Origin of the sequence: Nonomuraea sp. NPDC049419, from assembly GCF_040676995.1 — a bacterium.
Classification (GTDB): domain Bacteria; phylum Actinomycetota; class Actinomycetes; order Streptosporangiales; family Streptosporangiaceae; genus Nonomuraea; species Nonomuraea salmonea.
This window is the reverse complement of record NZ_JBFAQB010000010.1, coordinates 199,187-222,447: the sequence shown is the minus strand read 5'-3', so window position 1 is coordinate 222,447 and position 23,261 is coordinate 199,187. Positions and strand designations below refer to the sequence as shown.

The following is a 23,261-nucleotide window of genomic DNA, read 5'->3' as shown; positions in this document are numbered from 1 at the left end:
GCCTCATGAGAAACCGGGAAATGGTTCATACTGCCCGTTGCCCATCGCCCCGACGACACTCTGGAGCAACGGACGTGCCTTTTGTGCTGGCTTTCGACCAGGCCGACGCGACCCACACCGCCCACACCGGCGGGAAGGGAGCCCACCTGGCCGAGCTCTCCCGCGTCGACGGCGTACGCGTGCCGGACGGCTTCTGCGTCACCACCGACGCCTATCGGAGGGTCGTGGCCGCCGCCATCGAACCGCACCTCGACCTGCTGGCCGCCGCCGACCCCGACGACCGCGCGGCCATCGCCGAGCTGAGCGCCGCCGTGCGCCGGGCCGTCGAGGACGTCACGATCCCCGAGGACCTCGCCGCCGAGATCGCCGCCGCGCTCGCCCGGCTCGGCGAGCACACCCCCTGCGCGGTGCGCTCCAGCGCCACCGCCGAGGACCTGCCGACCGCGTCCTTCGCCGGCCAGCAGGACTCCTACCTCAACGTCACGGGCCCCCAGGAGGTCCTGCGGCACGTACGGCGCTGCTGGGCCTCGCTGTTCACCGAGCGCGCGGTGACCTACCGCGCCCGCAACGGCTTCGACCACCGCAAGGTGCAGATGGCCGTGGTCGTGCAGCGCATGGTGGCCCCTGAGGCGGCCGGCGTGCTGTTCACCGCCGACCCCGTCACCTCCAACAGGAAGGTCGCCACGGTGGAGGCCGTGTGGGGGCTCGCCGACGCCCTCGTCTCCGGCCAGGTCCCCGCCGACGCCTACACCGTCCGCGACGACCGCGTGCTGACCGTACAGGTCGCCACCAAGGCCCACGCCGTGCTGGCGGCGCGGGACGGCGGCACGCGGGACGTACCGGTCGAGCCCGAGCGCCAGACCGCGCCTGCGCTCACCGACGAGCAGGCGGTCGAGCTCGTACGCCTCGGCCGGCGCATCGAGAAGCACTTCGGCCGCCCCCAGGACATCGAGTGGTGCCTGACCGGCGACGGCTTCCACATCGTGCAGAGCCGGGCCATCACCACCCTCTTCCCCATCCCCGACGCCGGCGACCAGGGCCCTCACCTCTACCTCTCCGTCGGCCACCAGCAGATGATGACCGACGCCATGCGCCCGCTCGGCCTGTCGGTGTGGCAGCTCACCACGCCGCGGCCGATGCAGGAGGCGGGCGGGCGGCTGTTCGCCGACGCGGCCCCCATCGTGGCCACTCCTGGAGGACGGGCCGCGTTCCTGGAGGCCATGCGCACGGCGGACCCGCTGTTCCTGGACGCCGTCCAGACCGTGCTCGACCGTGGCTTCGTACCGCTGCGGGAGGACGCCGAGACCGACCTGCCGTCCAGCCTCGCCCCGCCCGGCGAGATCGAGACCGACCCGGAGATCGTCGCCGAGCTGATCAGGACCAACGCCGACTCGGTGGCCGCCCTGCGGCGCGCGATCGCCGGACTGACCGGGCCCGAGCTGCTCGACTTCATCCATGACGACTTCGGCGAGCTGCGGCGGCTGCTGTTCGACCCGCGCGGCACCCGGGTCATCATGGCCGGCATGAACGCCGCAGTCTGGCTCAACGAGCACCTCGAAGAGTGGCTCGGCGAGAAGAACGCGGCCAACGTGCTCTCCCAGTCCGTCCCGCACAACGTCACCGCCGAGATGGGCCTCGCCCTGCTCGACGTCGCCGACGTCGTACGCCCGCACGCCGAGGTCGTCGCGTTCCTCGGCCGCGTCGCCGACGAGCGCCCGGAGGGGGTCGCCTTCCTCGACGAGCTGGCCGGCCTGCCCGGCGGCCCCGAGGCCCGCGACGCCATCATCGCCTACCTCGACACGTACGGCATGCGTTGCGCCGGCGAGATCGACATCACCAGGACCCGCTGGAGCGAGAACCCCGCCGAGCTGCTGCCCACCCTCCTCGGCAACGTCGCCAACTTCCCGCCCGGAGCGGGAAAGCAGCACTTCGAGCGCGGCCTGGCGGAGGCGCGCCGCAAGGAGCAGGACGTCCTGACCCGCCTGCGGGCCCTGCCGGACGGCGAGCACAAGGCCGAGGAGACCAAGCGGATGATCGACCGCGTCCGCACCTTCACCGGCTACCGCGAATACCCCAAGTTCGGCATGATCAGCCGCTACTTCGTCTACAAGCAGGCGCTGCTCGGCGAGGCCGGCAGGCTCGTCGCGGCCGGCGTGCTGCACGAGCCGTCCGACCTGTACTTCCTGCGCTTCGACGAGCTGCGGGACGCCGTCCGCACCGGCAAGGCGGACGCCGCGCTCATCCGCGAGCGGCGCGAGGCGTTCCGCACCCACCAGACGCTCACCCCGCCCCGCGTCATCACCTCCGACGGCGAGGCGCTCACCGGCCAGTACCGCCGCGCCGACCTCCCGCCCGGCGCACTGCCCGGCATGCCCGTCTCAGCCGGCACCGTCGAAGGCCGGGCCCGCGTCGTCACCGACATGGCGCAGGCCAGGCTCGAAAAGGGCGACATCCTCGTCACCGCCTACACCGACCCCAGCTGGACCCCGCTGTTCGTGGCCGCCGCCGGACTGGTGACGGAGGTCGGCGGCCTCATGACACACGGGGCGGTCATCGCCCGCGAGTACGGCCTGCCCGCCGTCGTCGCGGTCAACCGCGCCACCCACCTGATCCGCGACGGCCAGCGCATCCGCGTCCACGGCACCGACGGCTACATCGAACTCCTCGACTGACGCTTCCACCTCGGCTCGGGGGCATCGGGCGGGCGCCGGCCCGCCCACGGTGGTGATTGATCCACTCGAACCGTTCGCCGTAGCATCAACCGTCCCCTGCGCCCCTACATTGAGGACCCGAGATGGCTGATGATCTGGCTCGCGGGGTTCGCCGTGTGACGGCTTCGGGCGTGGCGGTCGCCGTGGCCATGGGCCTGTGCCCAGGGGCCGCTGCTCACGCCCGGGCCACCGAGCCCCTTGAGAAGGTCGTGCATGAGGTGCCGCGGCGCCTGCCCGGTGGTGGGCAGGCGCGGCCGCGGCTCATGCTGGATGCCACCAGGCTGCTGCTGACCGCCGGGAAGAGCCTGTACGTCCGCCACCTTCGCAGCGGCAAGACGGCGAAGCTCGCCGACGTCCCGCTGCCTGCCGCCGCCCTCACGGGCCGGGCTGGTCACCGGGCTTGCCGTCACGCCGAAGGGGCTTGCCTGGTCGGCGGGGGATGACGGGGTGTTCGTCGCCGCCGGGGCAGCGGTGAAGCGGGTCGAGGGCACTCGGGGCCGGCACCTTCTGAGCTGGCCCTGGGCGGGCTCGCCCGGTCCCTTTGACCCGAGGCGGACGCCGTACCAGTCGGTCAAGAACGTCGAGACGGGGGAGACCCGCCGAGCGCCCGGCCCGGGTTCCGCCGTGGCCTATCCGCCCGGTCGCGTGCTGGTCCACGACGTCACGACCAGGACCGCGGTCGTCGTCAAAGGGGTGGACACCAGCACCCGGTACGGCGCGGCTCCGGGTGACGATCTCGTCGTGTTCAGGCGTGGCGACAAGTATGTGATCGTCAATCTGGCCGCCGTCAAATGACCTGCGGTTGCTCGGGCGACGCCGGGTAATTTGCGGGGATATCTGGGTATTTCGCGGGTGGTCTGGCGGCCAATAATTTCCGTTGGCGAGTTCATTCCGACGGTGCTTCCGAGCTCTTATACATAGACCGGATAACCGTCCCAGAAGGGCTCGCATATGGATACGCTCACCGCCGTGGTCACCATCATCTCGGTCGTCACCGCTCAGGCGGGTGCGCTGCTGGCGTTATGGCTGCGGCTGCGGTGGCAGCTGCGGCATGCCCGGGTCCAGGGCCGTCACCTCGTACGGCTCGCCGAGGTCGCCGGGGGCGAGGGGCGGCTACAACTCGTAGAAAAGCACGGAAAATCGCACCACGTCACGATAAATCTGACATTTTCCACGAGAGCAGATACGGCCCCATGAGCGACCCCGACGCCCAGGAGGGGCTGAGCCCGTCGCGCCAGGAAACCAGGGCGGAGACCCTCCGCGCCACCGACCTCGAATTCTCCTCGTTCTATCGCAGCGCCATTCACAGCCTGGTCGCTTTCCTCATCAACCAGGGCGCCAGGATCTGCGTGGCCGGTGACATCGCCCAGGACACGATGACGAAGGCGTACCAGCACTGGCCGGAGATCGACAACCCGCCCGCGTGGGTGCGGACCGTCGCCTCACGGGCCCTGGTCCGGCACTGTACGGAGACGCGCGAGGAGGCGCTGGACCCGGTGCCCGAGCCGACGGCGCTCCTGCCCCGCCCCGAGGAGGCCGCGGCGTGGGAGGCCAGGCAGGACATCGTGCAGGCGCTGCGCACCCTGCCGCCCCGCCAGCGCCAGGTCATGGCCTGGACGCTCAGCGGCTACACGCCCGCCGAGATCGCCGAAGAGCTCGGCATCTCGCCCAACGCGGTGAGCGCCAGCCTCAAGAAGGCCCGCCGCGCCACCATCGCCCACCTCGCACGCGCGGAGGAGGATCGTGATGCTCGCCCGGGGTCAGAATGACGCAGGACGGCTCGACCTGTGGCCCAACGCGCTGATCGACGAGCTGCACGGCCTGCTGGACATCGAGGCCGGGCTGCGTGAGGTGCTGCTGCACTCGCGTCACGCCGCCCAGCTCGACGGCCTGGCCGAGGTGCTCGACGTCGAGGCGGGACTCGGCGCGATCCTGCTCGCGGGCGGCGGGGGCAGGGAGGAGGTGCCGAGGCCCCGTCGCGAGCACGCCTTCCCGTCCATCGACGCCGAGGAGCGGCTGGCCCTGCGGCAGCACCCGCCGGTCCGCACCGCGCATCGTCTGCTCACCCGCGCGCTCGACCATCACCACGCTCTGGGCCTCGACCTCCACCTGGCCCGCAAGCTGACCTGCCACGTCGACCGCCCGCAGGCCGATCGCAGGCGGGCCTGCGTGCTCGCGCACCAGCTCGTCCGCCACCTGCACGCGGACCGCGAGCGCGCCGACGACCTGGCCCAGGCGATCGCCCGGTGCGCCGGCGCCGGGATCACCGCCGCCCACCTCGCCCACGCCCTCGACCACGCCAGGGAGCTCGGCCTGGTACTCGACCTCGCCCACGCACTCGAACGCGACCTCGACGGCGACCTCGCGGGCCAGCTCGTCCGCTGCCTCACCCGCGATCTCGGCGGCCTGCACGAGGGCACCCGTACGCTCCTCGCGCACGCGCTCACCTGGGTGCTCGTCGCCATCAGGGACCGGCTGGGCCGCGAGGTCGCGCTGAGCCAGGAGACGGTGTGCCAGTTCCTCGACGACTTCACGACCTCCGACCTGCGCGCGGTGCGGCTGTCGGACGTCGAGCTGGAGGGGGTGCGGTGGTCGGAGGCGGGGACGTGGTGGCCGGACGACGTGGACGTCGAGCATCTCCGGGCCCGCTCCGACGTGATCGGTGGCGGCGACGGGGTCTTGGTGATCCGTTCCGGGGCCGCCACCGTGCGGGACCTCGCCGGCCATTGAGCTACTCCCCGCGCGGTACGGGCGGCTCATCCTTGAGAAGGATGGCCCTCGATACCCCTAGGGGGCATGGTGGAAGGGACTGGCCGAGAAGAAGGACGCGAGATGTTGCTGATCGACGTGTACGTACCCAAAGGAACCCTGAGCGAGCAGGAGCAGCAGGAGCTGGGCCGCCGCCTCATCGACACGCTCATGGTCGAGGACGACGGCAGCCACGCCAAGGAGGTGATCGACGCCCAGCGCACGATCACCCAGGTCCTGGTGCACGAGCCCGCCACCTGGGTGCTCGGCGACCGGCGGGCCCCCGCCGACCCGCCGCGCTACCTCGTCCGCGTCACCGTCCCCGCGTCGTGGCGCAAGGACATGTGCGAGCCCATCCCGCGCATCGTCACCGGAGTGCTGGCCGAGACCGAACGGGCCGCCGGCCGCGACCCGGGACGCCTCGAGCGCGAGCCGCACGCGGTCGTCCTGCTGGAGGGCGTCACCGAGGGCGGCATCGGCATCTTCGGCAGGGAGATGAGCAGCATGGACCTCATGGAGCTGGTCTCCCGCCCGTACCGGGACAAGGGCGCCGAGAAGACGGAGGCGATCGATCCGGTCTGCGGCATGGCCGTGACGCTCGACGACCCGGCGCTCACCCTGGTGCACGAGGGCGTCCGGTACGGCTTCTGCAACGGCCTGTGCCGCCGGGCGTTCGCCGACGAGCACGGCCTGTCGCTCAGCCGGCGGGACGCGTCCTAGACGGCGTGCGTCCAGACGCGCATAGCGGACGGGCCCTTGGTTCCGGCTACCTTGGCACTCATAGATAACCGTGCAAGAGCTTTGGCGCATCTCGCCGCTCCCGGCGCGGCTGTGACGTGCGATATCCCAGTGAAACTGGTGCTCTGTCGGCTCGTGGTGCCGGCTGCTTGGTGTGGACTTATCAGATAGGTGTGTAAGCCCTGGTCGTGAGAAGGTCGAGCAGTGGCAGGGAACCGGACGGACCGGAGCCCGACATGCCGGACTCGGCAGGGGAACGATGGCCGATGACACTGAGCCGAACGGCGAGTCGCGCACCGCGGGCGTGGTGCGGCACCTGGAGGAGCTGATCTTCGACGGCGACCTGCAGCCGGGTCAGTTCCTCCCGTCGGAGGGCGAGCTGGCCACCGCGATGGGCGTCAGCCGGCTCACCGTACGCGAGGGCGTACGCACGCTGGAGGCCCGCGGCCTGCTCGAAGTGCGCCGCGGCCGGCGTCCCGCCGTCGCCCACCCCAACGCGGCCCCGCTGAGCGGCTTCTTCGCCGCCTCCCTGCGCCGCGACCCGCGCAACCTGCTCGAACTCGTCGAGGTACGCCTGGCGCTGGAGGTGCACGCCGCCACGCTCGCCGCCCAGCAGGCCACCCGCACCGCGCTGTCCTCGCTCGAGCTGGCCTACGACACCATGCGGCAGGCCACCGACGCGGAGTCGTTCAACCAGGCCGACGTGCGCTTCCACGCCGTGCTCGCCGCCGCGAGCGGCAACCGGATGATCGGTTTCCTCATCGAGGCGATGGACGAGCCCATGCACGAGAGCCGGGTGCGCAGCCTGCGCGGTCACCTCGCCAGGGGGCGCTCGATGGACGACATCATGGACGAGCACGCCCGCATCCTGGCCGCCGTACGCGAGCGCGACGCCCGCGCCGCCGCCGAGGCCATGCGCGAGCACCTCGTCCAGACCCGCATGGACCTGCGCGCCTTCCTCGCCCTGCCCACCGCCGACGGCCAGGGCCGACCCCGCCCCGAGCAGCCCCCTGCTCATCCCATGGAGACACAGTGAAGATCACCGCAGTCGAGACCATCCTCGTCGGCACCCCGTGGCGGGAGCCGACGTTCGTCGAGCTCATCAGCGACGACGGGCTACGCGGCCCCGGCGTCGCTCTCCACAAAGAGGCGCGCGCCGCGCATCCCCGTACGAACGCGCACTTCACCCCCGTACGCGACGGCTGGGAACGCCGCGACGGCGCCGACGTCGAGGCGGTGCGGTCATGACCGCGAACCTGCCGCGCCCCGCCGAGCTGCTGGCCGCGCTCGGGCTGCCGGACGGCGACCGGCACGACCTGCCCGCCTCGTCACGCCGGTTCCCCGACGGCGCGCAATACCGCGTGGAGATCCCCAGCGTCGAGGGCCCCGAGTGCCTGGCGGCCGTGCTGGAGGCCGCGCGCACGCTCGACGTGCCGGTCACCCGCGTCTCCCAGGGCACCGGCGTCGGCCTGCTCACCGATGCCGAGCTGGGGGAGATGGCCGCGCTGGCCGCCTCAGCGGGCGTCGAGGTCAGTCTCTTCGCCCGGCCCTGCGCGGGCTGGGACGCCTCCGCGATGGCCCGCAGCCCCGCCGGCTCCATCCTCGCGCCGGCCGCACGCGGCCAGGACCAGGTCGCGGCGGTGCTCGACGAGATCCTGCGGGCCGCCGAGCACGGCTTCCGCAGCGTGCTCATCGCCGACCTCGGCGTGCTGTCGATCTTCGGCAGGCTCAGGGCCGCCGGGCACCTGCCGCCCGACATGCAGGCCAAGGTCTCGGTCATGCTGCCCGCGGCCAACCCCGAGTCCGCGCGCGTGCTGGAGGACCTCGGCGCCGACAGCCTCAACCTGCCGACCGACCTGACGCTCGCGCAGATCGCCGCGATCCGCGCAGCCGTGGCGATCCCGCTCGACGTGTACGTGGAGGCGCCCGACAACGTCGGCGGCTTCGTCCGCCACTACGAGCTGCCCACCCTCGTCGAGGTCGCCGCGCCGGTGCACGTCAAGTTCGGCCTGCGCAACGCACCCGACGTCTACCCGGCGGGCACCCACCTGCTGTCCACCACCGTGGCGCTCTCCCGCGAACGGGTGCGCCGCGCCCGCCTCGGCCTCGACCTGCTGGCCCGCCACCGGCCCGGCGCGCACGGCACCGCGCCGGGAGACGAGGGCGCGCGGCTGCGCATCCCCCTGCCCTGAACGGCCTGCCGCCTCTGCCACCCCTGCCGCCCCGGTCCGTCCTCACGGGCCGGGGCGGTCGCGTGCGTCAGGTGTAGAGGAAGTAGTAGCGGTAGCGGCTCTCCCACTCGCACTTGTAGGCGTGCCACCAGCCCTGGGCGACGCCCTGGCGGCCGACCCGCTCGCAGTCTGACTGGTTCTTGAAGACGCCGACGAGCTGGGTGGTGGCCTGTGCCGGGGTGGCGCCGATCGTCAGCGACAGTGCGAGCGCCATGATGGTGGTGCTGACAACTGCGCGGGCCTTACGCATTCGTCCTCCTGGGACCGGGGGGATCATGACGCCGGACAATATCACTTACCCAGCGCCGTGAGAATTGTCAGGCGTGATTCAACAGCAGCCTTTCCCAGGCCTTTTCCGGCGTGATCACCGCTGGTAATGTCAGCGTCACTGTTTCGGGATGTAGGAAAACAGCCGTCGAACGCCTCGGGGGCGGGTATCCGACCGCCTGTACACTCCCGTGCTGATCTTGGTGCTTAAGTACGATTTATGCAGGTTTATCGTTGCATTGGGGGGCGGGCGGGAAAACTTTGACCATTCTCGCTCCGGTGTCATATGGTCGGCGCCGCCCATATCGAGTGAGCCGATCATCCGGAGCCGCACCATGCACGCTCGACCCCGCACGGCCACGATCGTCTGCATGGCGATGGCCCTGCTGGCAGCCGTCGGTCTCTCAGCAGCCTTACCCCGGCCGGCGCACGCAGCGCAGGTCGTCACCGATATCGCGTACGCACCCGCGCAGCCCGCCGGCAGCCGAGGGCACCTGCTCGACCTCTACCTCCCCGACACCGGCACCGCGCCGAGGCCGCTGCTCATCTGGCACACCGGCTCGGCCTGGAGCAGCGACGACGGCAAGGCGGGCGCCGACGCGATCGCCGCCATCTTCAACCCGCTCGGCTTCGCCGTGGCCGGCGTCAGCGTCCGCAGCAGCACTCAGGCGATCTTCCCCGCCCAGGTGCACGACATCAAGGCGGCCATCCGGTGGCTGCGCGCCAACGCCGCCACGTACCAGATCGACCCCAACCGCTTCGCGATCGCGGGCGACTCGTCCGGCGGCTGGCTGACCGAGATGGCGGTCTTCTCCGGCGGCGTCGCCGCGCTCGAAGGCAACATCGGCGTCACCGGCGTCTCCAGCGCCGTGCAGACCGGGCTCGCCTTCTACAGCCCCACCGACTTCCTGCAGATGAACGCCCAGAACCTGCCGGGTGGCGGCCTCGACCACAACTCGCCGGCCTCTCCCGAGTCGCTGCTGGTCGGCTGCGCGATCCAGACCTGCCCAGGGACGGTCGCGCAGGCCAACCCCATGACGTACGTCGACGCCAACGACCCGCCGCTGCTGTTCCTGCACGGCCAGGCCGACTTCCTGGTGCCGCACGGTCAGAGCGAGCTGCTCTTCAACCGCGTCAAGGCGCAGTGCGGGCGTGCCACGTTCGTCTCGGTGCCGGCCGCCGACCACATGATGGACCAGATCATGGACCCCGCCCAGTACGGCGCCGAGACCGTCCGCACCACCGCCGACTGCGGCGAGACCGTCCGCGTCGGCACGCTCAACGCCACCTGGGGCAACTTCACCACGTTCCTGCGCGGCGGCCTGCAACTGGGCACCTCCTGCGAGGTCATGTACGCGACCGGCGCGTGGAACGGCGCCTTCAACGGCAGCGTGACCATCAGGAACACCGGCACCACCCCCGTCACCGGCTGGACCGTCACCTGGGCCTGGCCGGGAAACCAGGCGATCACCAGCGCATGGAACGCCACCGTCACCCAGGCCGGCGCCCAGGTGACCGCCCGCGACGCGGGACACAACACCTACATCGGCCCCGGCTCCAGCCAGAGCTTCGGCTTCTCGGCCACCGCCACCGGCTCGAACAACCCGCCCGCCCAGTTCAAGATGAACGGCGTGACCTGCACCAGAGTGCTCGGCTGAGACCTCCGCGCCGGACCCGCGCGGAAAGGCGCGGGCCCGGCGCCGCACGCATTCCGAATTGCATTCGGCGAAACGCCGTGGAAAAGCGCCGGTAATGCAATACGTTCCGTCCTTCGCTGGTCACGATATGTCGCCGACCAAATGCTGGACACCGCCATTGCCTCGCCCGGCGGGCCGCCCCTATCCTTGCCGTGAAAACGGCCCGCCGGCCCATTTCACGGTTTCTCACCATCGGGCGGGCTCTTGATATCCCCGGACCCCGCGCCATTCAGCAGCGGCCGCCTTCCCGTGCCCGAAGGCCGTCGTCCGGGATCGTCGATGAGTAAAGGGGACGTGTGCGTACCTCGAATATGTTCGTCAGAAGCCTCGGCGTCCACGTACCGGAGAGCGTGAGCGTCGAGCACGCGGTCCGCGAGGGCTGGTACCCGGCGGAGGAGGCGGAGCGCCACCGGCAGCTCGGCGCGGCCGTGGCAGGAGACATGCCGGCGCCCGAGATGGCGCGGCTCGCCGTCCTCGACGCCTACGACCGCTGGGACGAGTCCGCGCCCCGCGACCTCGACCTGCTGCTCTACCCGTCGGTCTGGCACCAGGGCCCGAACGGCTGGCAGCCCCAGCACTACCTGCAGCAGCACCTGCTCGGCGGCCACGTGCCCGCCTTCGAGATCAGGAGCGGCTGCGTCGGCATGATCAGCTCGCTGGAGCTTGCGGCGAGCTACCTGCGCGCCGACGACGCGCGCGAGACGGCGATGGTCGTCTCCGCCGACAACCACGGCACCCCGCTCGTGGACCGCTGGCGGATGACCCCCGGCGCGCTCATCGGCGACGCCGCCGCCGCGATGATCCTCGGCAAGGAGTACGGCATGGCCGAGCTCCTGTCGGTCAACGTCGCCGTGATCCCCGAGGCCGACGCGGTCAACGACGGCGCCTACCCGCTGTTCCCCCCGGACGCCACCGTCGGGCGCGGGCTCAGCTTCTCCGACCGGCACGAGGAGTTCCGCCGGAAGCTGCTCGAAAAACAGGGCACCGGCATCCACCTGACCATCCAGAAGACGATGATGCAGCAGGTCGAGCAGACCCTCGACGAGGCCGGCATCGAGCTCGGCGACATCACGCGGGTGGCCTTCCCGCACGGCAGGCGCGAGGACCTCGACGGGCAGATGTCCTGGCTGGGCATCGAGGAGGACCAGACGACCTGGGACTACGGGCGGCGCGTCGGCCACTGCGGCGCGGTCGACCAGTTCATCGCCTTCGAGCACCTGCTCGCGACCGGCGGGCTCAAGGCCGGCGACCACCTGCTCATGGTCGGGTTCGGCTCCGGCACCTCCGTCGCCGCGGCGGCCTTCCGCGTCCTTTCCCCCCGCCCCGTCACGAAGGGATCCCGCGCATGACCGAGCTCACCGAGAACCTCACCGGAAATCTCACCGAGAAGCTGATCGCCTTCATCCAGGACAACCTCGTCCAGGACGGCGACGACCTCACCATCGACGCCACCACCCCGCTGCTCGCCTCCGGCCTGCTCGACTCCCTGCGCACCGCGCGGCTGCTCAACCATCTCCGCAAGGACCTCGGCGTCCCCGTCCCCGCCGCCAAGCTTGACCCCGAGAACTTCCGCGACGTCGCCACCATCGCCGCGATGGTCGCCGAACTCGAATCCGTCTAGCGGGGAGCAGGCATGCGGTACGCGGACATCTACATCGGCGGCGTGGGAACCTACCTCCCGCGCACCGTCGTCAGCGTCGAGAAGGCCGTCGCCAAGGGCTGGTACCCGGCCGAGGAGGCCGACCTGCACCAGCTCGGCGGCGCGGCCGTGGCCGGCGACACGCCGGCGCCCGAGATGGCCCTGCACGCGGCGCGCAGCGCGCTCAAGCGCAGCGGCCGCGCGCCCGGCGACCTCGGCCTCCTCCTGTACGCCTCCACCTGGCACCAGGGCCCCGACGGCTGGCCACCGCACTCCTACCTGCAACGCCACCTCGTCGGCGGCGACGCCCTGGCCACCGAGATCCGGCAGGGCTGCAACGGCATGTTCATCGCCCTCCAGCTCGCGGCCGGCCACCTGCACGCCGACCCCGCCCTGCCCGCCGCCCTGCCCGCTGCCCTGCTGGTGGCCGCCGACAACTACGGCACCCCGCTCATGGACCGCTGGCGCATGGGCCCCGGCTACGTCGGCGGTGACGCCGCCGCCGCGCTCGTCCTGACCAAGGAGCCCGGCTTCGCCCGCCTGGCGTCCGTCTGCACGACGACCGTGACCGAGGCCGAGGAGCTGCACCGGGGCAGCGAACCCCTCTTCCCGCCGGGCGTCACCGTCGGCAGGAAGATGAGCTTCGCCGCCCGCAACGACCAGTTCCGCCGCCAGGTCATGCCCACCGGCGAGGCCACCGCCGCGCTGTTCTCCATCCAGCGGGCCCTCGAAGAGGTCGTCGAGCAACTGCTCGCCGAGAGCGGCATCCAGGCCGCCGACCTCACCAGGGTCGCGTTCATGAACTACTCGCGGGAGATCGTCGAGCAGCGCTGCATGGCCCTGCTCGACCTGCCCATGTCCCGCTCCACCTGGGACTACGGCCGCACCATCGGCCACTGCGGCGCCGCCGACCAGGTCCTGTCCCTCGACCACCTGCTCCTCACCGGCCGGCTCGGTCCCGGCGACCACCTGCTCATGCTGGGCACCGGGCCCGGCGTGACCGTCTCCGGCGCCGTCATCGAGATCATCGACACCCCTCAATGGCTCTGAACACCGAAGGGAAACCGACGCGCATGGCCGACAGCCCCCGCGCAGACCGTCCAGAACCCGTGGCGGTGATCGGCATCGGCTGCCGCCTGCCCGGCGACGTGCACGCACCGGACGAGTTCTGGGACCTGCTGCGCGCCGGCCGCAACACCACCGCGCCGCTGCCCGACGGCCGGTGGCGCCCGTACGAGCGGCGCAGCCCCGAGGACGCCGCCGCGCTGCGCGACGCCGTACGTCATGGCAGCTTCCTGCGCGACATCGACGGCTTCGACGCCGAGTTCTTCGGCCTGTCGCCGCGCGAGGCCGAGCTGATGGACCCACAGCAGCGCCTGCTCATGGAGACCGCGTGGGAGGCCCTGGAACACGCGGGCGTGCCGCCGCACACGCTGGCCGGCACCGACGCCGGCGTGTTCGTGGGCGTCTGCACCGCCGACTACGGCGGCCGGCTGCTCGAAGACCTGCCCCAGATCGAGGCGTGGACCGGGATCGGCGCCGCCACCTGCGCCGTCGCCAACCGCGTCTCCTACTCCCTCGACCTGCGCGGCCCCAGCATGGCGATCGACACCGCCTGCTCGGCGTCGCTGGTCGCCCTCCACCTCGCCGCGCAGAGCCTGCGGCTCGGCGAGAGCGACGTCGCCCTGGCCGGCGGCGTCAACCTGCTCGCCACGCCCGGCCAGACCCTCACCCTCGGCACCGCGGGCGCCCTCGCGCCCGACGGGCGCTCCAAGTCGTTCGACGCCGCCGCCGACGGCTACGGGCGCGGCGAGGGCTGCGGCGTCGTCGTGCTCAAGCGGCTGCCGGACGCGCGGCGCGACGGCGATCGTGTCCTCGCGCTCGTCATCGGCAGCGCCGTCAACCAGGACGGCCACACCAACGGCATCATGGCGCCCTGCGGCGAGGCCCAGGAGCACGTGATGGCCCGCGCCTGCCGGCAGGCCGGGGTCGAGCCGTCCACCGTCGACTACGTCGAGGCGCACGGCACCGGCACCCGGCTCGGCGACCCGCTGGAGGCCGCCGCGCTGTCGGCCGTCTACGGCGCCGCCCGTCCCGCCGGCGACCCGTGCCTCATCGGCTCGGTCAAGTCGAACATCGGCCACCTCGAAGGCGCGGCCGGCATCGCCGGCGTCATCAAGGCCGTGCTCGCCCTGCATCGCGCCGAGATCCCGCCGACCGTCCTGACCACCCTGAACCCGGCCATCCCGTGGGAGAGCTCCGGCTTGCGCGTGGTGACCGAGCCCACCGCCTGGCCGACCCGCGACCACCCCCGCAGGGCGGGCGTCTCCAGCTTCGGCTACGGCGGCACGGTGGCCCACATCCTCCTCGAACAGGCGCCTCCCGTCGAAGAGCGACCCGAGGAAGGGGATGCGGGCGAGCGCCTCTTCCCCCTGTCCGCCGCCTCCACCCAGGCCCTCCGCGCGTACGCGGCCCGCCTCGCCGGCCACATCGAAACCGGACCCGGTCCGGCGTCGGTCGGGCACACGCTGGCGCGGCGCCGTACCCATCTGGCTCGGCGCGCGGTCGTGACCGCCGCCGGGCGGGACGACCTCGTCGCCGCTCTGCGGCGGCTCGCCGACGACGTGCCCGCCGAGACCGTCATCACCGGGGACGTGCTGCCGGACCTCGGGCCCGGGCCCGTGTGGGTGTTCGCCGGGCAGGGGTGCCAGTGGCGCGGGATGGGGCGTGAGCTGCTGGCCGTGCCGGAGTTCGCCGCGCTGGTCGACGAGGTCGAGCCGATCTTCGCCGAGGAGATCGGGTTCTCGCCCCGCCAGGTCCTGACCGACGGCGACCTCGACGCCATAGACCGCGTCCAGACCATGATCTTCGTCATGCAGCTCGGCCTCGCCCGGCTCTGGAACGCCTACGGCGTCGAACCCGTGGCCGTCATCGGGCACTCCGTCGGCGAGATCGCCGCCGCGGTGACCGCCGGCGCCATGAGCGTCGCCGACGGCGCCCGCCTCATCTGCCGCCGCTCCCGGCTGCTGCGCCAGGCCGCGGGCAAGGGCGCCATGGCCATGGTCGGGCTGCCGTTCGAGGAGGCGTCGGAGCGGCTGGCCGGGCGTACCGACCTCGTGGCGGCCATCGCGTCGGCGCCAGGATCCACGGTGCTGTCCGGCGCCCCGGCCGCCGTCGAGGCCGTGCTGGACGAGTGGCCCGCTGAGGGCATCATCGTCCGGCGGGTCGCCTCCGACGTCGCCTTCCACAGCCCGCAGATGGAGCCGCTGGCCGTCGAGCTGGCCGCCGCCACCGCCGGGCTCGCGTTCGGCGCGCCGAGCATCCCCATGTACACGACCACGCTGCCCGACCCCCGGTCCACGCCGGTGCTGGACAGCGCGTACTGGGCGGCCAACCTGCGCGACCCCGTACGGCTGGCCGCGGCGACGGCGGCCGCCGCCGAGGACGGCCACCGCGTGTTCCTGGAGATCTCACCGCACCCCGTGGTGGCGCACTCGGTCACGGAGACCCTGTCGGAGCACGGCTACGAGGACGTCTTCGTCGGCACCACCCTGCGCCGCAACCAGCCCGAACTGCCCACCTTCGAGATCGCGGTCGGCACCGCCCACTGCCACGGCATCGAGGTGGACTGGCGGCGCCTCCAGCCGTCCGGCGGCCTGACCACGCTGCCCCCGTACGCCTGGCAGCACCGCCGTCACTGGCGCGACCCTTCGACCTCGAACGACCACCCGGGCCACGACGCGGACTCCCACACCCTGCTGGGCGCCGTGACCAGCGTCGCCGGCAGCGACGTCCGCGTGTGGCGCACCAGCCTCCAGGACGCCGACCGTCCCTACCCGGGCAGCCACGCGCTCAACGGCATCGAGATCGTGCCGGCCGCCGTCCTGGTCAACACGTTCCTGCAGGCGGCCGCCCAGGGATCGGACGACGACGTCACATTGACCGGCGTCGAGATGCTGCATCCCCTGATGACCGCGGAACGCCGGGAGATCCAGGTCGTCCACGAACCCCCGGCCGTCCGCCTCGCCGCCCGCACCCCGGCGGCCCCCGGCGAGCCTGAACCGGCCTGGCTCGTGCACGCCGCCGCCGGCGTGTCGGCCGCCCGCCAGGTCAAGCCCGACGTCCTCCCGGACGCCGGCGACCTGCGCCCCCTCGACCCTGGCTACGTCCACCAGCGCCTGACCTCCGTCGGAGTCCCGTCCACGGGCTTCGACTGGAGGATCGGGACCCTCCTCGGCGCCGAGGGCGCCCTCCGCGCCACCGTCCATGGGGAGCAGGGGGGCTGGTCGGCGGCGCTGGACGCGGCGATGTCCGTCGCGCCCTGCGTGTTCCCCGGAGACCCGGTGCTGCGGATGGTGGTGCGGATCGACGAGGTGGTCCTGACCGGCACGCCGCCGGCCACGGTGATCATCGACGCGGCGATGGACCCCGAGGCGGAGGACACCGTACGGGCGCTGATCGCCGACGTGGACGGCCGCGTGCTGGGGCACCTCACGGGCCTGCGCTACCCGGTGATCGACGCCCCCGCCCCGGCGGAGGACGACCTGCGCGGCCCCGCCGAGTCGTTCACCGGCCTGTCACCCGAGGACCTGCGCGAGCGCGTGCAGCCCGAGGTCCGCGCGGAGATCGCGGCCGTGATGCGGCTGGACCTCGACGATCTGGCGCTCCGGCGTCCCCTCGTCGAGCAGGGGCTGGACTCGGTGATGACCGTCATGGTCCGCCGCCGCCTGGAACGGCGCTTCGGCTGCCGTCTCCCGGCGACCCTGCTGTGGCAGCAGCCCACCATCACCGCGATCGCCACTCACCTGGCCGAACTCCTCACCGCTCCCCGCCCGGAGCCGGAGGCCCAGGACGGCCCGCCCCTGATCGCCGGCTGAGCAGAGGGCGGCCCGAGCCTCGGGCCGCCCGCCCGGATCATCAGGCCTTTCTGATGGCGTCGGCGACCTCGGCGGGGGAGGCGTGCCAAGGGGCGCCGTGTCCGGGCAGGACCCAGGACGCCCGCAAGCCGGCGATGCGGTCAAGCGAGGCGAGGGCTTCGGCCGGGTCGTCGGTGAAGGGGGCCGGTTGGGGGCCGACGCGGCCGGTCAGGACGTGGCGGGTCGTCAGTGCGTCGCCGACGCAGACCGCGTCGGCGATCGGGACGTGCACCGCCACGCTCCCCGGCGAGTGCCCCGGCATGCCCACGATGACCGGGCTGCCGGGCAGGTCGAGGACGTCCCCGTCGGCGATCTCGGTGACCTCCTCGACGTAGCGGGTGCGCAGGCCGTTCTTGCGCAGGGAGTAGGCGAAGAACCCGACCGTGGGGCCGATCCGCAGGGGACCCACCGCGACCTTGCCCTTCTCTCCCGTACGGGCGCGCGCGGCGTCACCCGCGTGCACGAACACCGGCACGCCATGGGTGCTGCGCAGGCGCTCGGCGAACCCGAGGTGGTCGGAGTCGCCGTGCGTGAGGATGAGCCCGCGGATGTCGGCCTCGGTCTTGCCGAGGGCGCGCAGCTCGTCCTGCAGGTCCTGCCAGTGTCCTGGCAGGCCCGCGTCGATCAGCGTGATGCCCTCGGGTGTGTCGATGAGGTAGCACGCCACGATGTCGTTGCCGAGGCGGTGCAGATGAGGTGCGAGTCGCATGGTCTCTTCCGGGGGCCGTATGGAACTGATTCAATGGCTAATGTAATTAGCCATCATGGCTAACGTCAATAGCTTTCATGAAGGGAAGAACGGGTGCCGGCTCCCGAGAAGACCTCGCTGAGCAAGATCGTCGCCGCGGGACGCGAGTTGCTGGAGGAAGTCGGCCGGCAAGGACTGACGATGCAGACCGTCGCCGAGCGGGTCGGCGTCCGCGCTCCGTCCCTGTACAAGCACGTCGCCAACCGCGCGGCGCTGCTGACCGCCGTCGCGGAGGCCACCATCGACGACCTGAGAGCCCAGGCGGAGGCGACCGACGGCTCTCTGGAGGAGCTGATGCGCAGTTACCGGCGCTTCGCCCACGCCAGGCCCGAGGGGTTCAGGCTCATGTTCGACGCCTCGACCGAGTCGCTCGCCCGGACGACCGAACCGGTGCTGCGCGCCTCAGGGCGGCTCGCCGGCGAGCGGCACGCCCTGGAGGCCGCACGTACGGTGACGGCCTGGGCCACCGGCTTCATCAACATGGAGCTCAGCGGGCACTTCCGGCTCGGCGGCGACGTGGAGCAGGGCTTCGAGTACGGCCTGGCCACCATCTGCCGCGCGCTCGGCAACGGAGCAGGTCAGGGGTAGACGGCCGATACGGGGGAAATGGCCAGGTACAAGGCCCGTGCGCGGCGGTGCTGGACGATCCGGGGCCGCCACAAGGGACGCCGCGCACGCACCGCCTCGGGGAGGAGGCGCATGATGCCCGCATCCATCGTGGCCGGGTTCGACGACTCGCGGCCGGCGTGGTCGGCGCTCGGCTGGGCGGCCGCTGACGCCGCCCGCCGGGGGCTGCGCCTGCGGATCGTGCACGTACGTGAACCCTGGTGCGCCGAGCACCCGATGGACGCCTCCGTCGAGACCGACACCCTCACCGCCCGCTGCGAGAGCATGCTGGCCGGCGCGGCGGCCCACGCCCGCGACACGGCGCCGGACACGCCGATCTCGACCGCGCTGGTGACGGGGGCGGTGACGGAACGGCTGGTGACCGAGTCGGAGACGGCCGACACCGTCGTGGTGGGCAGCAGAGGGCTGGGCGGGTTCGCCGGGCTGGTGCTGGGCTCGGTCGGGCTCGGCCTGGCCGCGCACGTCGCGTGCCCGGCGGTCGTGGTCAGGCGGCTGCCCCGCGCGCCCACCGGCGAGGTCGTCGTCGGGTACGACGGGTCGCCGGCGGCCGAGCGCGCCCTGGAGTACGCCGCCAAGCAGGCCGTCGCCCGCCAGGGACGCCTGCACGCGCTGCACGGCCTGCGCTGCCCGCCCGCCGCCCCGCACCCCGTCGGCTTCGGCCCGCTCATCGTGGACGACGGCGACGACATCGCCCGCCGCCTCGCCGAATGGCGCGAGGCGCACCCCGGCGTCGAGCTGTCGGTGTCGATGAGCTTCGAACACCCCATCGCGGCCCTGTCGGCGGCCTCCCGCACCGCCGACCTCGTGGTGGTCGGCTCGGTGGGGCTCAGCGGGCTGCCCGCGAACCGGCTCGGCTCCGTCGGTCACAGCGTCCTGCATCGAGCCCACTGCCCGGTGGCCGTGGTCCCCGGCCCGAGCGCCGCAGCCCAGCCTTAGCCCTGCCTGGCGCGTACCACCGCGACTGGGCACACCGCGTGGTGGAGCAGGCCGTGGCTGACCGAGCCCAGGACGGCGGAGGTGAAGCCGCCGCGGCCCCGCGAGCCGACCACGACCAGCTCGGCCGAGGCGGAGGCGTCGGCGAGGGCGGCGACCGGGTGCGCATGCACCTGCGAGCCGTCGAAGCGCACGTCAGGGTACTCCCGCGTCCAGGACGCGAGCCGCTCCTGCGCGGCGGCGCGGTCCTCCTCGAAGGAGTCGGTGAACAGGTCGGCGAACTGCGGGCCGTAGGTGGCCAGGATGGGCTGCGACCAGGCGTACACGGCCAGGATCCCGGCGTCTTGGGCCCTGGCCTGCGCGACGGCGTACCGCATGGCCTGGTCGGCGGTCGCGGAGCCGTCGTCGCCCACCACGATCCTGCCGTGCTCGCGCGCGGCGGCGCCCGCCCGTACGACGACGACCGGTCCCTCGGCGTGCCCCGCGACGGCGAGGCTCACCGAGCCGAGCGCCAGCCCCGCGAACCCGCCCACGCCCCGGCTGCCCAGCACCACGCAGTCACCGGTCACCGCCTGCCCGAGCAGCGCCTCGACCACGTTCCCCTCGAGCAGTTCGGTCTCCACCTCCAGGGCGCCCGCCGCGCGGGCCCGGTCGGCGGCGGCCTCCAGCGTGCCCGCGCAGTACTTGAGCCCCTCGGCGCCCCGCTTCTGCTCGCACACGTGCACGAGCCGCAGCGGCAGGCGCCTGCGCCGGGCATCGGCGGCCGCCCACTCCACGGCCGTGTGCGCAGGCGTGGAGCCGTCCACGCCCACCACGATGGGTCCGCTCACGTGCTCACCTCCTCAGCCGGTCGATCGGGCTCAGTACGTCAGTCGGGCGGGATGCGCGGTCGCATGAGCCGGTGGGGGAGTCGTCGTAGCCGACCAGCACGGCCCGGCCATCGCTCATCGCCTGCCTCCCGGTGAGTACCGTCGCGGTCCGGCTGCCCATGGACGGAGCCGCGAGCCTCACGGGACGGTAAAGGCTCGGCCGCGCCATGCTTGCCCCGAGCCGCGTTTGCCGGGAACGCCCCCGGTGAGGGGACCTGAATGAGCGGTCTTTTGATCGTGGGCACCGACGGCTCCGCGCCCGCCGTCGCGGCGGTCGAGTGGGCCGCCGACGACGCCCTGCGTAAGCGCGCCGAGCTGCGCATCGTGCACGCGCTCGACCGCGGGCCCTACGCCATCACCGGGGTGGCCGTCCCCGGGCCTTACGTCATCGCGGGAGCGGACGTCCCCGAGCTGGACGAGGCTCTGAGGCGCGCGTCGGCGAAGGTGCTGGAGGCGGCCGAGGCGGTCGCGCGCGCCCGGCAGCCCGAGGTGCCCGTCACCACGCGGGTCGTGGAGGGGACGCCCGCCGGCGCGCTCGTGGAGCAGGCGCGGGACGCGGACGAGCTGGTCGTCGGCGACCGCGGGCTCGGCGGCTTCACCAGGGCGCTGCTCGGGTCGGTGACCATGAAGGTGGCGGGGCAGGCGCCGTGCCCGGTGGTCGTGGTGCGTGGCGGGCCCGGTGATCGTACAGGTGATCGCACAGGTGATCGCACAGGCGATCGTACGGGTGAGATCGCCGTCGGCGTCGACGGCTCCGAGAGCTGCGAACCGGCCATCGCGTACGCCTTCGAGCAGGCCGCCCTGCGCGGCGCCACGCTCCACCTGGTCCACGCGTGGGAGGTGCCGGTCCACGCGTTCGCGCCCGAGATCTCCTACGACGCGGACGAGGTCCGCGCCGCCAAGCAGGAACTGGTCCGCGCCCGCACCGAGCGGTGGCAGGCGGAGCACCCCGAGGTGCCGGTCGTCATGGACATCCAGTGCGCGCATCCCGTGGACGCCCTCACCGCCACCCCGTACGACCTGGTGGTGGTCGGCTCCCACGGCCGGGGCGCGATCGGCGCGCTGCTGCTCGGCTCGGTCAGCAGAGGCGTGCTGCACCACGCGCGCGGCACCGTGGCGGTGGTGCGCCCACCGGCGTGAGCACGGGACCGAAGGCGGTCGCCCGCGGGACTTCCTACCCGGGCGCCGGGGCCTGCGACAGGGGAGGGTGAGAGCAGGAAGGAGGGGTCATGAACATCGAGTCGCTGACCGCGTCGCAGGTGATGAGCAGGGTCCTGGTGGTCGTCACGCCGGACGAGTCGCCGCTGATGGCATGGGAGCTGATGCGCAGGGCCGACGTGCACCACCTGCCCGTCGTGGAGAACCGGCACGTGCTCGGCATCCTGACCCGCGAACACCTGGCCGCCTCCTGGTCGGGCGGCCCGGAGGAGCAGTCCGCCCGTCCCGTGCGGTCGTTGCTGCAGCGCGTGCCGCTGCCCCGGGTACGCCCTGACACGCCGCTGCCCAGGATCGCCGCCCTGATGCTCGACACCTGCTGCGACGCCGTGCCTGTGCTGTCGGATGACGGGCTGATCGGGCTGGTCACGGCCAGGGACGTGCTCTCGGCCGTCGCCGGGCGCGCCAGGCCGGAGACCGGGCCGCGTGAGGTCGTGACCGGAATGTTCCACCTTGAACCCGTCCTTCCCGGCGGGAAGCGCTGAAGGAGAGGTGACGTCATGCCGATCCCCGTCAAGGACGTCATGGGCCGGGTGGCCATCGCCGTCCTGCCGGACGCGACGTTCGCGGAGATGGTGGCCGCGATGAGACGGTACGCGGTCGGCGCGGTGACCGTGATCGACGCGGAGCGGCGGCCGATCGGCGTGGTCTCGGAGGACGACCTGCTGCTCAAGGAGGTCGATCCGGTACGGCACGGCGTGTCGATCTTCGAGTCGCGCAGGCAGCGGCACGAGCACGACAAGGCCGCCGGGGTCACCGCAGGGGAGCTGATGACCTCGCCGGCGATCACCGTCACCCCTGGGACCCCCGTACGCGACGCGGCCCGGCTCATGCACGCCAAGCGCATCAAGCAGCTGCCGGTGGTCGACCCGGAGACCGGCCGGGTCGTCGGCGCCCTGCACCAGCGCGACGTGCTGCGGGTCTTCACCCGGCCGGCGGCCGACCTGGAGAGGGACGTACGCGCCGTGCTCCCGGAGGACGCCTCGTTCACCGTCGAGGTGGCCGCGGGCGTCGTGCGGATCGGCGGGCGGGTGCGCCGCAGGTCGCAGGCCATCGCGCTGACCGAGGCCGTCCGCACGGTCGAGGGCGTGGTGGACGTGGCCTGCGACGTGAGCCACGACGAGGACGACCTCATCGGCGTCCCGCCGCTGCTGTGACCGGGGGAGGCAGGTGATGGGCGGACACATCGTGCTCGGCTACGACGGCTCCGACTTCTCCATGCAGGCCCTCGACTGGGCCCTCGACGAGGCCGAGCTGCGCAACCTGCCGCTGCTGGTCGCGCACGCCTGGCAGTGGCCGTACGGCGAGGCGGCGGATGAGGCCAAGTCCCACCTGCGCAAGGCGGCCGAGCACGTGGTGTGGCACGGCGCCGACTGCGCCCGGCACACCAGCGCCGGCGTCAAGGCCGAGACCGACCTGTACGAAGGGCCGGCCGCCGAACGCCTGATCGAGCTCTCCCGCGACGCCGAGCTGGTCGTGGTCGGCTCGCGGGGGCTCGGCGCGCTGCCGCGGGCGGTCGTCGGCTCGGTCGCCGACCGCACCGCCCTGTACGCCGCCTGCCCCGTCATCGTCGTCCGCGGCCCCGGGCCGTTGCCTCTCGCGCCCAACCTGGGGCCCGTCGTCGTGGCCGACCCCGAGCCGGGCGCCGCCGTCCTGGAGTTCGCCGGCCAGGAGGCGCTCCTGCGCCAGGTCGGGCTCGCCGCCCGGAGCGACCTCACCGAGTGGTCGGCGAGCCATCCCGGCGTACGGATCGAGCCCGCCGGTCACGCACCGGCCACGCTCATGGTCGTCCGCCGCGCCACCGCCGCCCGCGACGGCCTCGCCCGCCACCTCCTCCAGCACGCCCCCTGCCCCGTCGCCGTGGTGGGCGCGGGGGTGGGCGCCGGCCACTGACCGGCGTCGGCGCGGGAACTTGCCGGAGC

The 23,261-nt window shown here is 72.6% G+C and carries 24 protein-coding genes; 21 read left to right on the top strand and 3 right to left on the bottom strand.

Annotated features, from left to right (window positions below):
* Positions 1–74: 74 nt before the first annotated feature.
* From rph to AB0K12_RS28015, 10 genes are all read left to right on the top strand, one after another.
* Positions 75–2,672, top strand: coding sequence for a rifamycin-inactivating phosphotransferase (gene rph, locus AB0K12_RS28060; protein ID WP_364567340.1), 2,598 nt, complete (start codon positions 75–77; stop codon positions 2,670–2,672).
* A 155-nt stretch (positions 2,673–2,827) separates the two neighbouring features.
* Positions 2,828–3,154 carry a hypothetical protein gene (locus AB0K12_RS28055; RefSeq protein ID WP_364567338.1) on the top strand — a complete coding sequence of 109 codons (327 nt, stop codon included), beginning with the start codon at positions 2,828–2,830 and terminating at the stop codon, positions 3,152–3,154.
* 4 nt (positions 3,155–3,158) lie between these two features.
* The gene (locus AB0K12_RS28050; protein WP_364567335.1) at positions 3,159–3,506 is read left to right on the top strand and encodes a hypothetical protein; all 348 of its coding nucleotides are present in this window, start codon (positions 3,159–3,161) and stop codon (positions 3,504–3,506) included.
* A gap of 174 nt (positions 3,507–3,680) precedes the next feature.
* Positions 3,681–3,908, top strand: coding sequence for a hypothetical protein (locus tag AB0K12_RS28045; protein ID WP_364567333.1), 228 nt, complete (start codon positions 3,681–3,683; stop codon positions 3,906–3,908).
* The gene (locus tag AB0K12_RS28040; RefSeq protein ID WP_364567330.1) at positions 3,905–4,480 is read left to right on the top strand and encodes a sigma-70 family RNA polymerase sigma factor; all 576 of its coding nucleotides are present in this window, start codon (positions 3,905–3,907) and stop codon (positions 4,478–4,480) included. The genes AB0K12_RS28045 and AB0K12_RS28040 overlap by 4 nt, the downstream gene beginning before the upstream one ends.
* Positions 4,458–5,441, top strand: a complete 984-nt coding sequence (locus tag AB0K12_RS28035) for a hypothetical protein (protein WP_364567327.1) — start codon at positions 4,458–4,460, stop codon at positions 5,439–5,441. The genes AB0K12_RS28040 and AB0K12_RS28035 overlap by 23 nt, the downstream gene beginning before the upstream one ends.
* 102 nt (positions 5,442–5,543) lie before the next feature.
* Complete coding sequence (locus tag AB0K12_RS28030) at positions 5,544–6,179, top strand: hypothetical protein (protein ID WP_364567324.1); 636 nt, start codon at positions 5,544–5,546, stop codon at positions 6,177–6,179.
* 277 nt (positions 6,180–6,456) lie between these two features.
* Positions 6,457–7,233 carry an FCD domain-containing protein gene (locus tag AB0K12_RS28025; protein WP_364567321.1) on the top strand — a complete coding sequence of 259 codons (777 nt, stop codon included), beginning with the start codon at positions 6,457–6,459 and terminating at the stop codon, positions 7,231–7,233.
* Positions 7,230–7,445 (top strand): hypothetical protein, encoded by a 216-nt coding sequence (locus tag AB0K12_RS28020; protein ID WP_364567318.1) that lies wholly within the window; start codon positions 7,230–7,232, stop codon positions 7,443–7,445. The genes AB0K12_RS28025 and AB0K12_RS28020 overlap by 4 nt, the downstream gene beginning before the upstream one ends.
* On the top strand, positions 7,442–8,389 hold the full coding sequence (locus AB0K12_RS28015) for a U32 family peptidase (protein ID WP_364567315.1): 948 nt from the start codon (positions 7,442–7,444) through the stop codon (positions 8,387–8,389). The genes AB0K12_RS28020 and AB0K12_RS28015 overlap by 4 nt, the downstream gene beginning before the upstream one ends.
* A gap of 67 nt (positions 8,390–8,456) precedes the next feature.
* On the opposite strand, the gene AB0K12_RS28010 is transcribed toward AB0K12_RS28015, so the two are convergent.
* Complete coding sequence (locus AB0K12_RS28010; RefSeq protein ID WP_345385161.1) at positions 8,457–8,642, bottom strand: hypothetical protein; 186 nt, start codon at positions 8,640–8,642, stop codon at positions 8,457–8,459.
* Positions 8,643–9,030: 388 nt separating this feature from the next.
* On the opposite strand from AB0K12_RS28010, the gene AB0K12_RS28005 reads away from it, so the two are divergent.
* The 5 genes from AB0K12_RS28005 (at position 9,031) to AB0K12_RS27985 (ending at position 16,908) form a co-directional block, all read left to right on the top strand.
* A complete protein-coding gene (locus AB0K12_RS28005) occupies positions 9,031–10,353 on the top strand; it encodes a cellulose binding domain-containing protein (protein WP_364567312.1) in 1,323 nt (440 codons plus the stop codon).
* A 335-nt stretch (positions 10,354–10,688) separates the two neighbouring features.
* Entirely contained in the window at positions 10,689–11,741 is a 1,053-nt protein-coding gene (locus AB0K12_RS28000; protein ID WP_364567310.1) for a ketoacyl-ACP synthase III family protein, read from the top strand.
* Complete coding sequence (locus tag AB0K12_RS27995; protein ID WP_364567307.1) at positions 11,738–12,013, top strand: phosphopantetheine-binding protein; 276 nt, start codon at positions 11,738–11,740, stop codon at positions 12,011–12,013. Before AB0K12_RS28000 ends, AB0K12_RS27995 begins: the two co-directional genes overlap by 4 nt.
* 12 nt (positions 12,014–12,025) lie before the next feature.
* Positions 12,026–13,081, top strand: coding sequence for a ketoacyl-ACP synthase III family protein (locus tag AB0K12_RS27990; RefSeq protein ID WP_364567304.1), 1,056 nt, complete (start codon positions 12,026–12,028; stop codon positions 13,079–13,081).
* Between the two features lie 23 nt (positions 13,082–13,104).
* Positions 13,105–16,908: a beta-ketoacyl synthase N-terminal-like domain-containing protein gene (locus tag AB0K12_RS27985; RefSeq protein ID WP_364567301.1), complete on the top strand. Its 3,804-nt coding sequence runs from the start codon at positions 13,105–13,107 to the stop codon at positions 16,906–16,908.
* 40 nt (positions 16,909–16,948) lie between these two features.
* Here AB0K12_RS27985 and AB0K12_RS27980 read toward each other — a convergent pair whose 3' ends face one another.
* Positions 16,949–17,656: an MBL fold metallo-hydrolase gene (locus AB0K12_RS27980; protein WP_364567298.1), complete on the bottom strand. Its 708-nt coding sequence runs from the start codon at positions 17,654–17,656 to the stop codon at positions 16,949–16,951.
* A gap of 93 nt (positions 17,657–17,749) precedes the next feature.
* Between AB0K12_RS27980 and AB0K12_RS27975 the strand changes: the two genes are divergently transcribed.
* Together AB0K12_RS27975 and AB0K12_RS27970 are read left to right on the top strand one after the other, a co-directional pair.
* On the top strand, positions 17,750–18,283 hold the full coding sequence (locus tag AB0K12_RS27975; protein ID WP_364567295.1) for a WHG domain-containing protein: 534 nt from the start codon (positions 17,750–17,752) through the stop codon (positions 18,281–18,283).
* 111 nt (positions 18,284–18,394) lie between these two features.
* Complete coding sequence (locus tag AB0K12_RS27970) at positions 18,395–19,258, top strand: universal stress protein (protein WP_364567292.1); 864 nt, start codon at positions 18,395–18,397, stop codon at positions 19,256–19,258.
* On the opposite strand, the gene AB0K12_RS27965 is transcribed toward AB0K12_RS27970, so the two are convergent.
* Complete coding sequence (locus AB0K12_RS27965; protein WP_364567288.1) at positions 19,255–20,085, bottom strand: universal stress protein; 831 nt, start codon at positions 20,083–20,085, stop codon at positions 19,255–19,257. The two genes, AB0K12_RS27970 and AB0K12_RS27965, sit on opposite strands and share 4 nt — an antisense overlap.
* A 258-nt stretch (positions 20,086–20,343) precedes the next feature.
* On the opposite strand from AB0K12_RS27965, the gene AB0K12_RS27960 reads away from it, so the two are divergent.
* The 4 genes from AB0K12_RS27960 (at position 20,344) to AB0K12_RS27945 (ending at position 23,232) form a co-directional block, all read left to right on the top strand.
* Positions 20,344–21,264, top strand: a complete 921-nt coding sequence (locus AB0K12_RS27960) for a universal stress protein (protein ID WP_364567285.1) — start codon at positions 20,344–20,346, stop codon at positions 21,262–21,264.
* An 89-nt stretch (positions 21,265–21,353) separates the two neighbouring features.
* Positions 21,354–21,824: a CBS domain-containing protein gene (locus AB0K12_RS27955; protein ID WP_364567282.1), complete on the top strand. Its 471-nt coding sequence runs from the start codon at positions 21,354–21,356 to the stop codon at positions 21,822–21,824.
* A gap of 15 nt (positions 21,825–21,839) precedes the next feature.
* The gene (locus tag AB0K12_RS27950; RefSeq protein WP_364567279.1) at positions 21,840–22,496 is read left to right on the top strand and encodes a CBS domain-containing protein; all 657 of its coding nucleotides are present in this window, start codon (positions 21,840–21,842) and stop codon (positions 22,494–22,496) included.
* A gap of 16 nt (positions 22,497–22,512) precedes the next feature.
* On the top strand, positions 22,513–23,232 hold the full coding sequence (locus AB0K12_RS27945; protein WP_364567276.1) for a universal stress protein: 720 nt from the start codon (positions 22,513–22,515) through the stop codon (positions 23,230–23,232).
* Positions 23,233–23,261 lie beyond the last annotated feature (29 nt).

Coding starts and splice junctions, on each gene's coding strand:
- AB0K12_RS28040 (WP_364567330.1), top strand. CDS start 3,905: ATGAGCGACCCCGACGCCCAGGAGGGGCTGAGCCCGTCGCGCCAGGAA.
- AB0K12_RS28035 (WP_364567327.1), top strand. CDS start 4,458: ATGCTCGCCCGGGGTCAGAATGACGCAGGACGGCTCGACCTGTGGCCC.
- AB0K12_RS28030 (WP_364567324.1), top strand. CDS start 5,544: ATGTTGCTGATCGACGTGTACGTACCCAAAGGAACCCTGAGCGAGCAG.
- AB0K12_RS28025 (WP_364567321.1), top strand. CDS start 6,457: ATGGCCGATGACACTGAGCCGAACGGCGAGTCGCGCACCGCGGGCGTG.
- AB0K12_RS28015 (WP_364567315.1), top strand. CDS start 7,442: ATGACCGCGAACCTGCCGCGCCCCGCCGAGCTGCTGGCCGCGCTCGGG.
- AB0K12_RS28010 (WP_345385161.1), bottom strand. CDS start 8,642: ATGGCGCTCGCACTGTCGCTGACGATCGGCGCCACCCCGGCACAGGCC.
- AB0K12_RS28005 (WP_364567312.1), top strand. CDS start 9,031: ATGCACGCTCGACCCCGCACGGCCACGATCGTCTGCATGGCGATGGCC.
- AB0K12_RS27995 (WP_364567307.1), top strand. CDS start 11,738: ATGACCGAGCTCACCGAGAACCTCACCGGAAATCTCACCGAGAAGCTG.
- AB0K12_RS27990 (WP_364567304.1), top strand. CDS start 12,026: ATGCGGTACGCGGACATCTACATCGGCGGCGTGGGAACCTACCTCCCG.
- AB0K12_RS27985 (WP_364567301.1), top strand. CDS start 13,105: ATGGCCGACAGCCCCCGCGCAGACCGTCCAGAACCCGTGGCGGTGATC.
- AB0K12_RS27980 (WP_364567298.1), bottom strand. CDS start 17,656: ATGCGACTCGCACCTCATCTGCACCGCCTCGGCAACGACATCGTGGCG.
- AB0K12_RS27970 (WP_364567292.1), top strand. CDS start 18,395: ATGATGCCCGCATCCATCGTGGCCGGGTTCGACGACTCGCGGCCGGCG.
- AB0K12_RS27960 (WP_364567285.1), top strand. CDS start 20,344: ATGAGCGGTCTTTTGATCGTGGGCACCGACGGCTCCGCGCCCGCCGTC.
- AB0K12_RS27955 (WP_364567282.1), top strand. CDS start 21,354: ATGAACATCGAGTCGCTGACCGCGTCGCAGGTGATGAGCAGGGTCCTG.
- AB0K12_RS27950 (WP_364567279.1), top strand. CDS start 21,840: ATGCCGATCCCCGTCAAGGACGTCATGGGCCGGGTGGCCATCGCCGTC.
- AB0K12_RS27945 (WP_364567276.1), top strand. CDS start 22,513: ATGGGCGGACACATCGTGCTCGGCTACGACGGCTCCGACTTCTCCATG.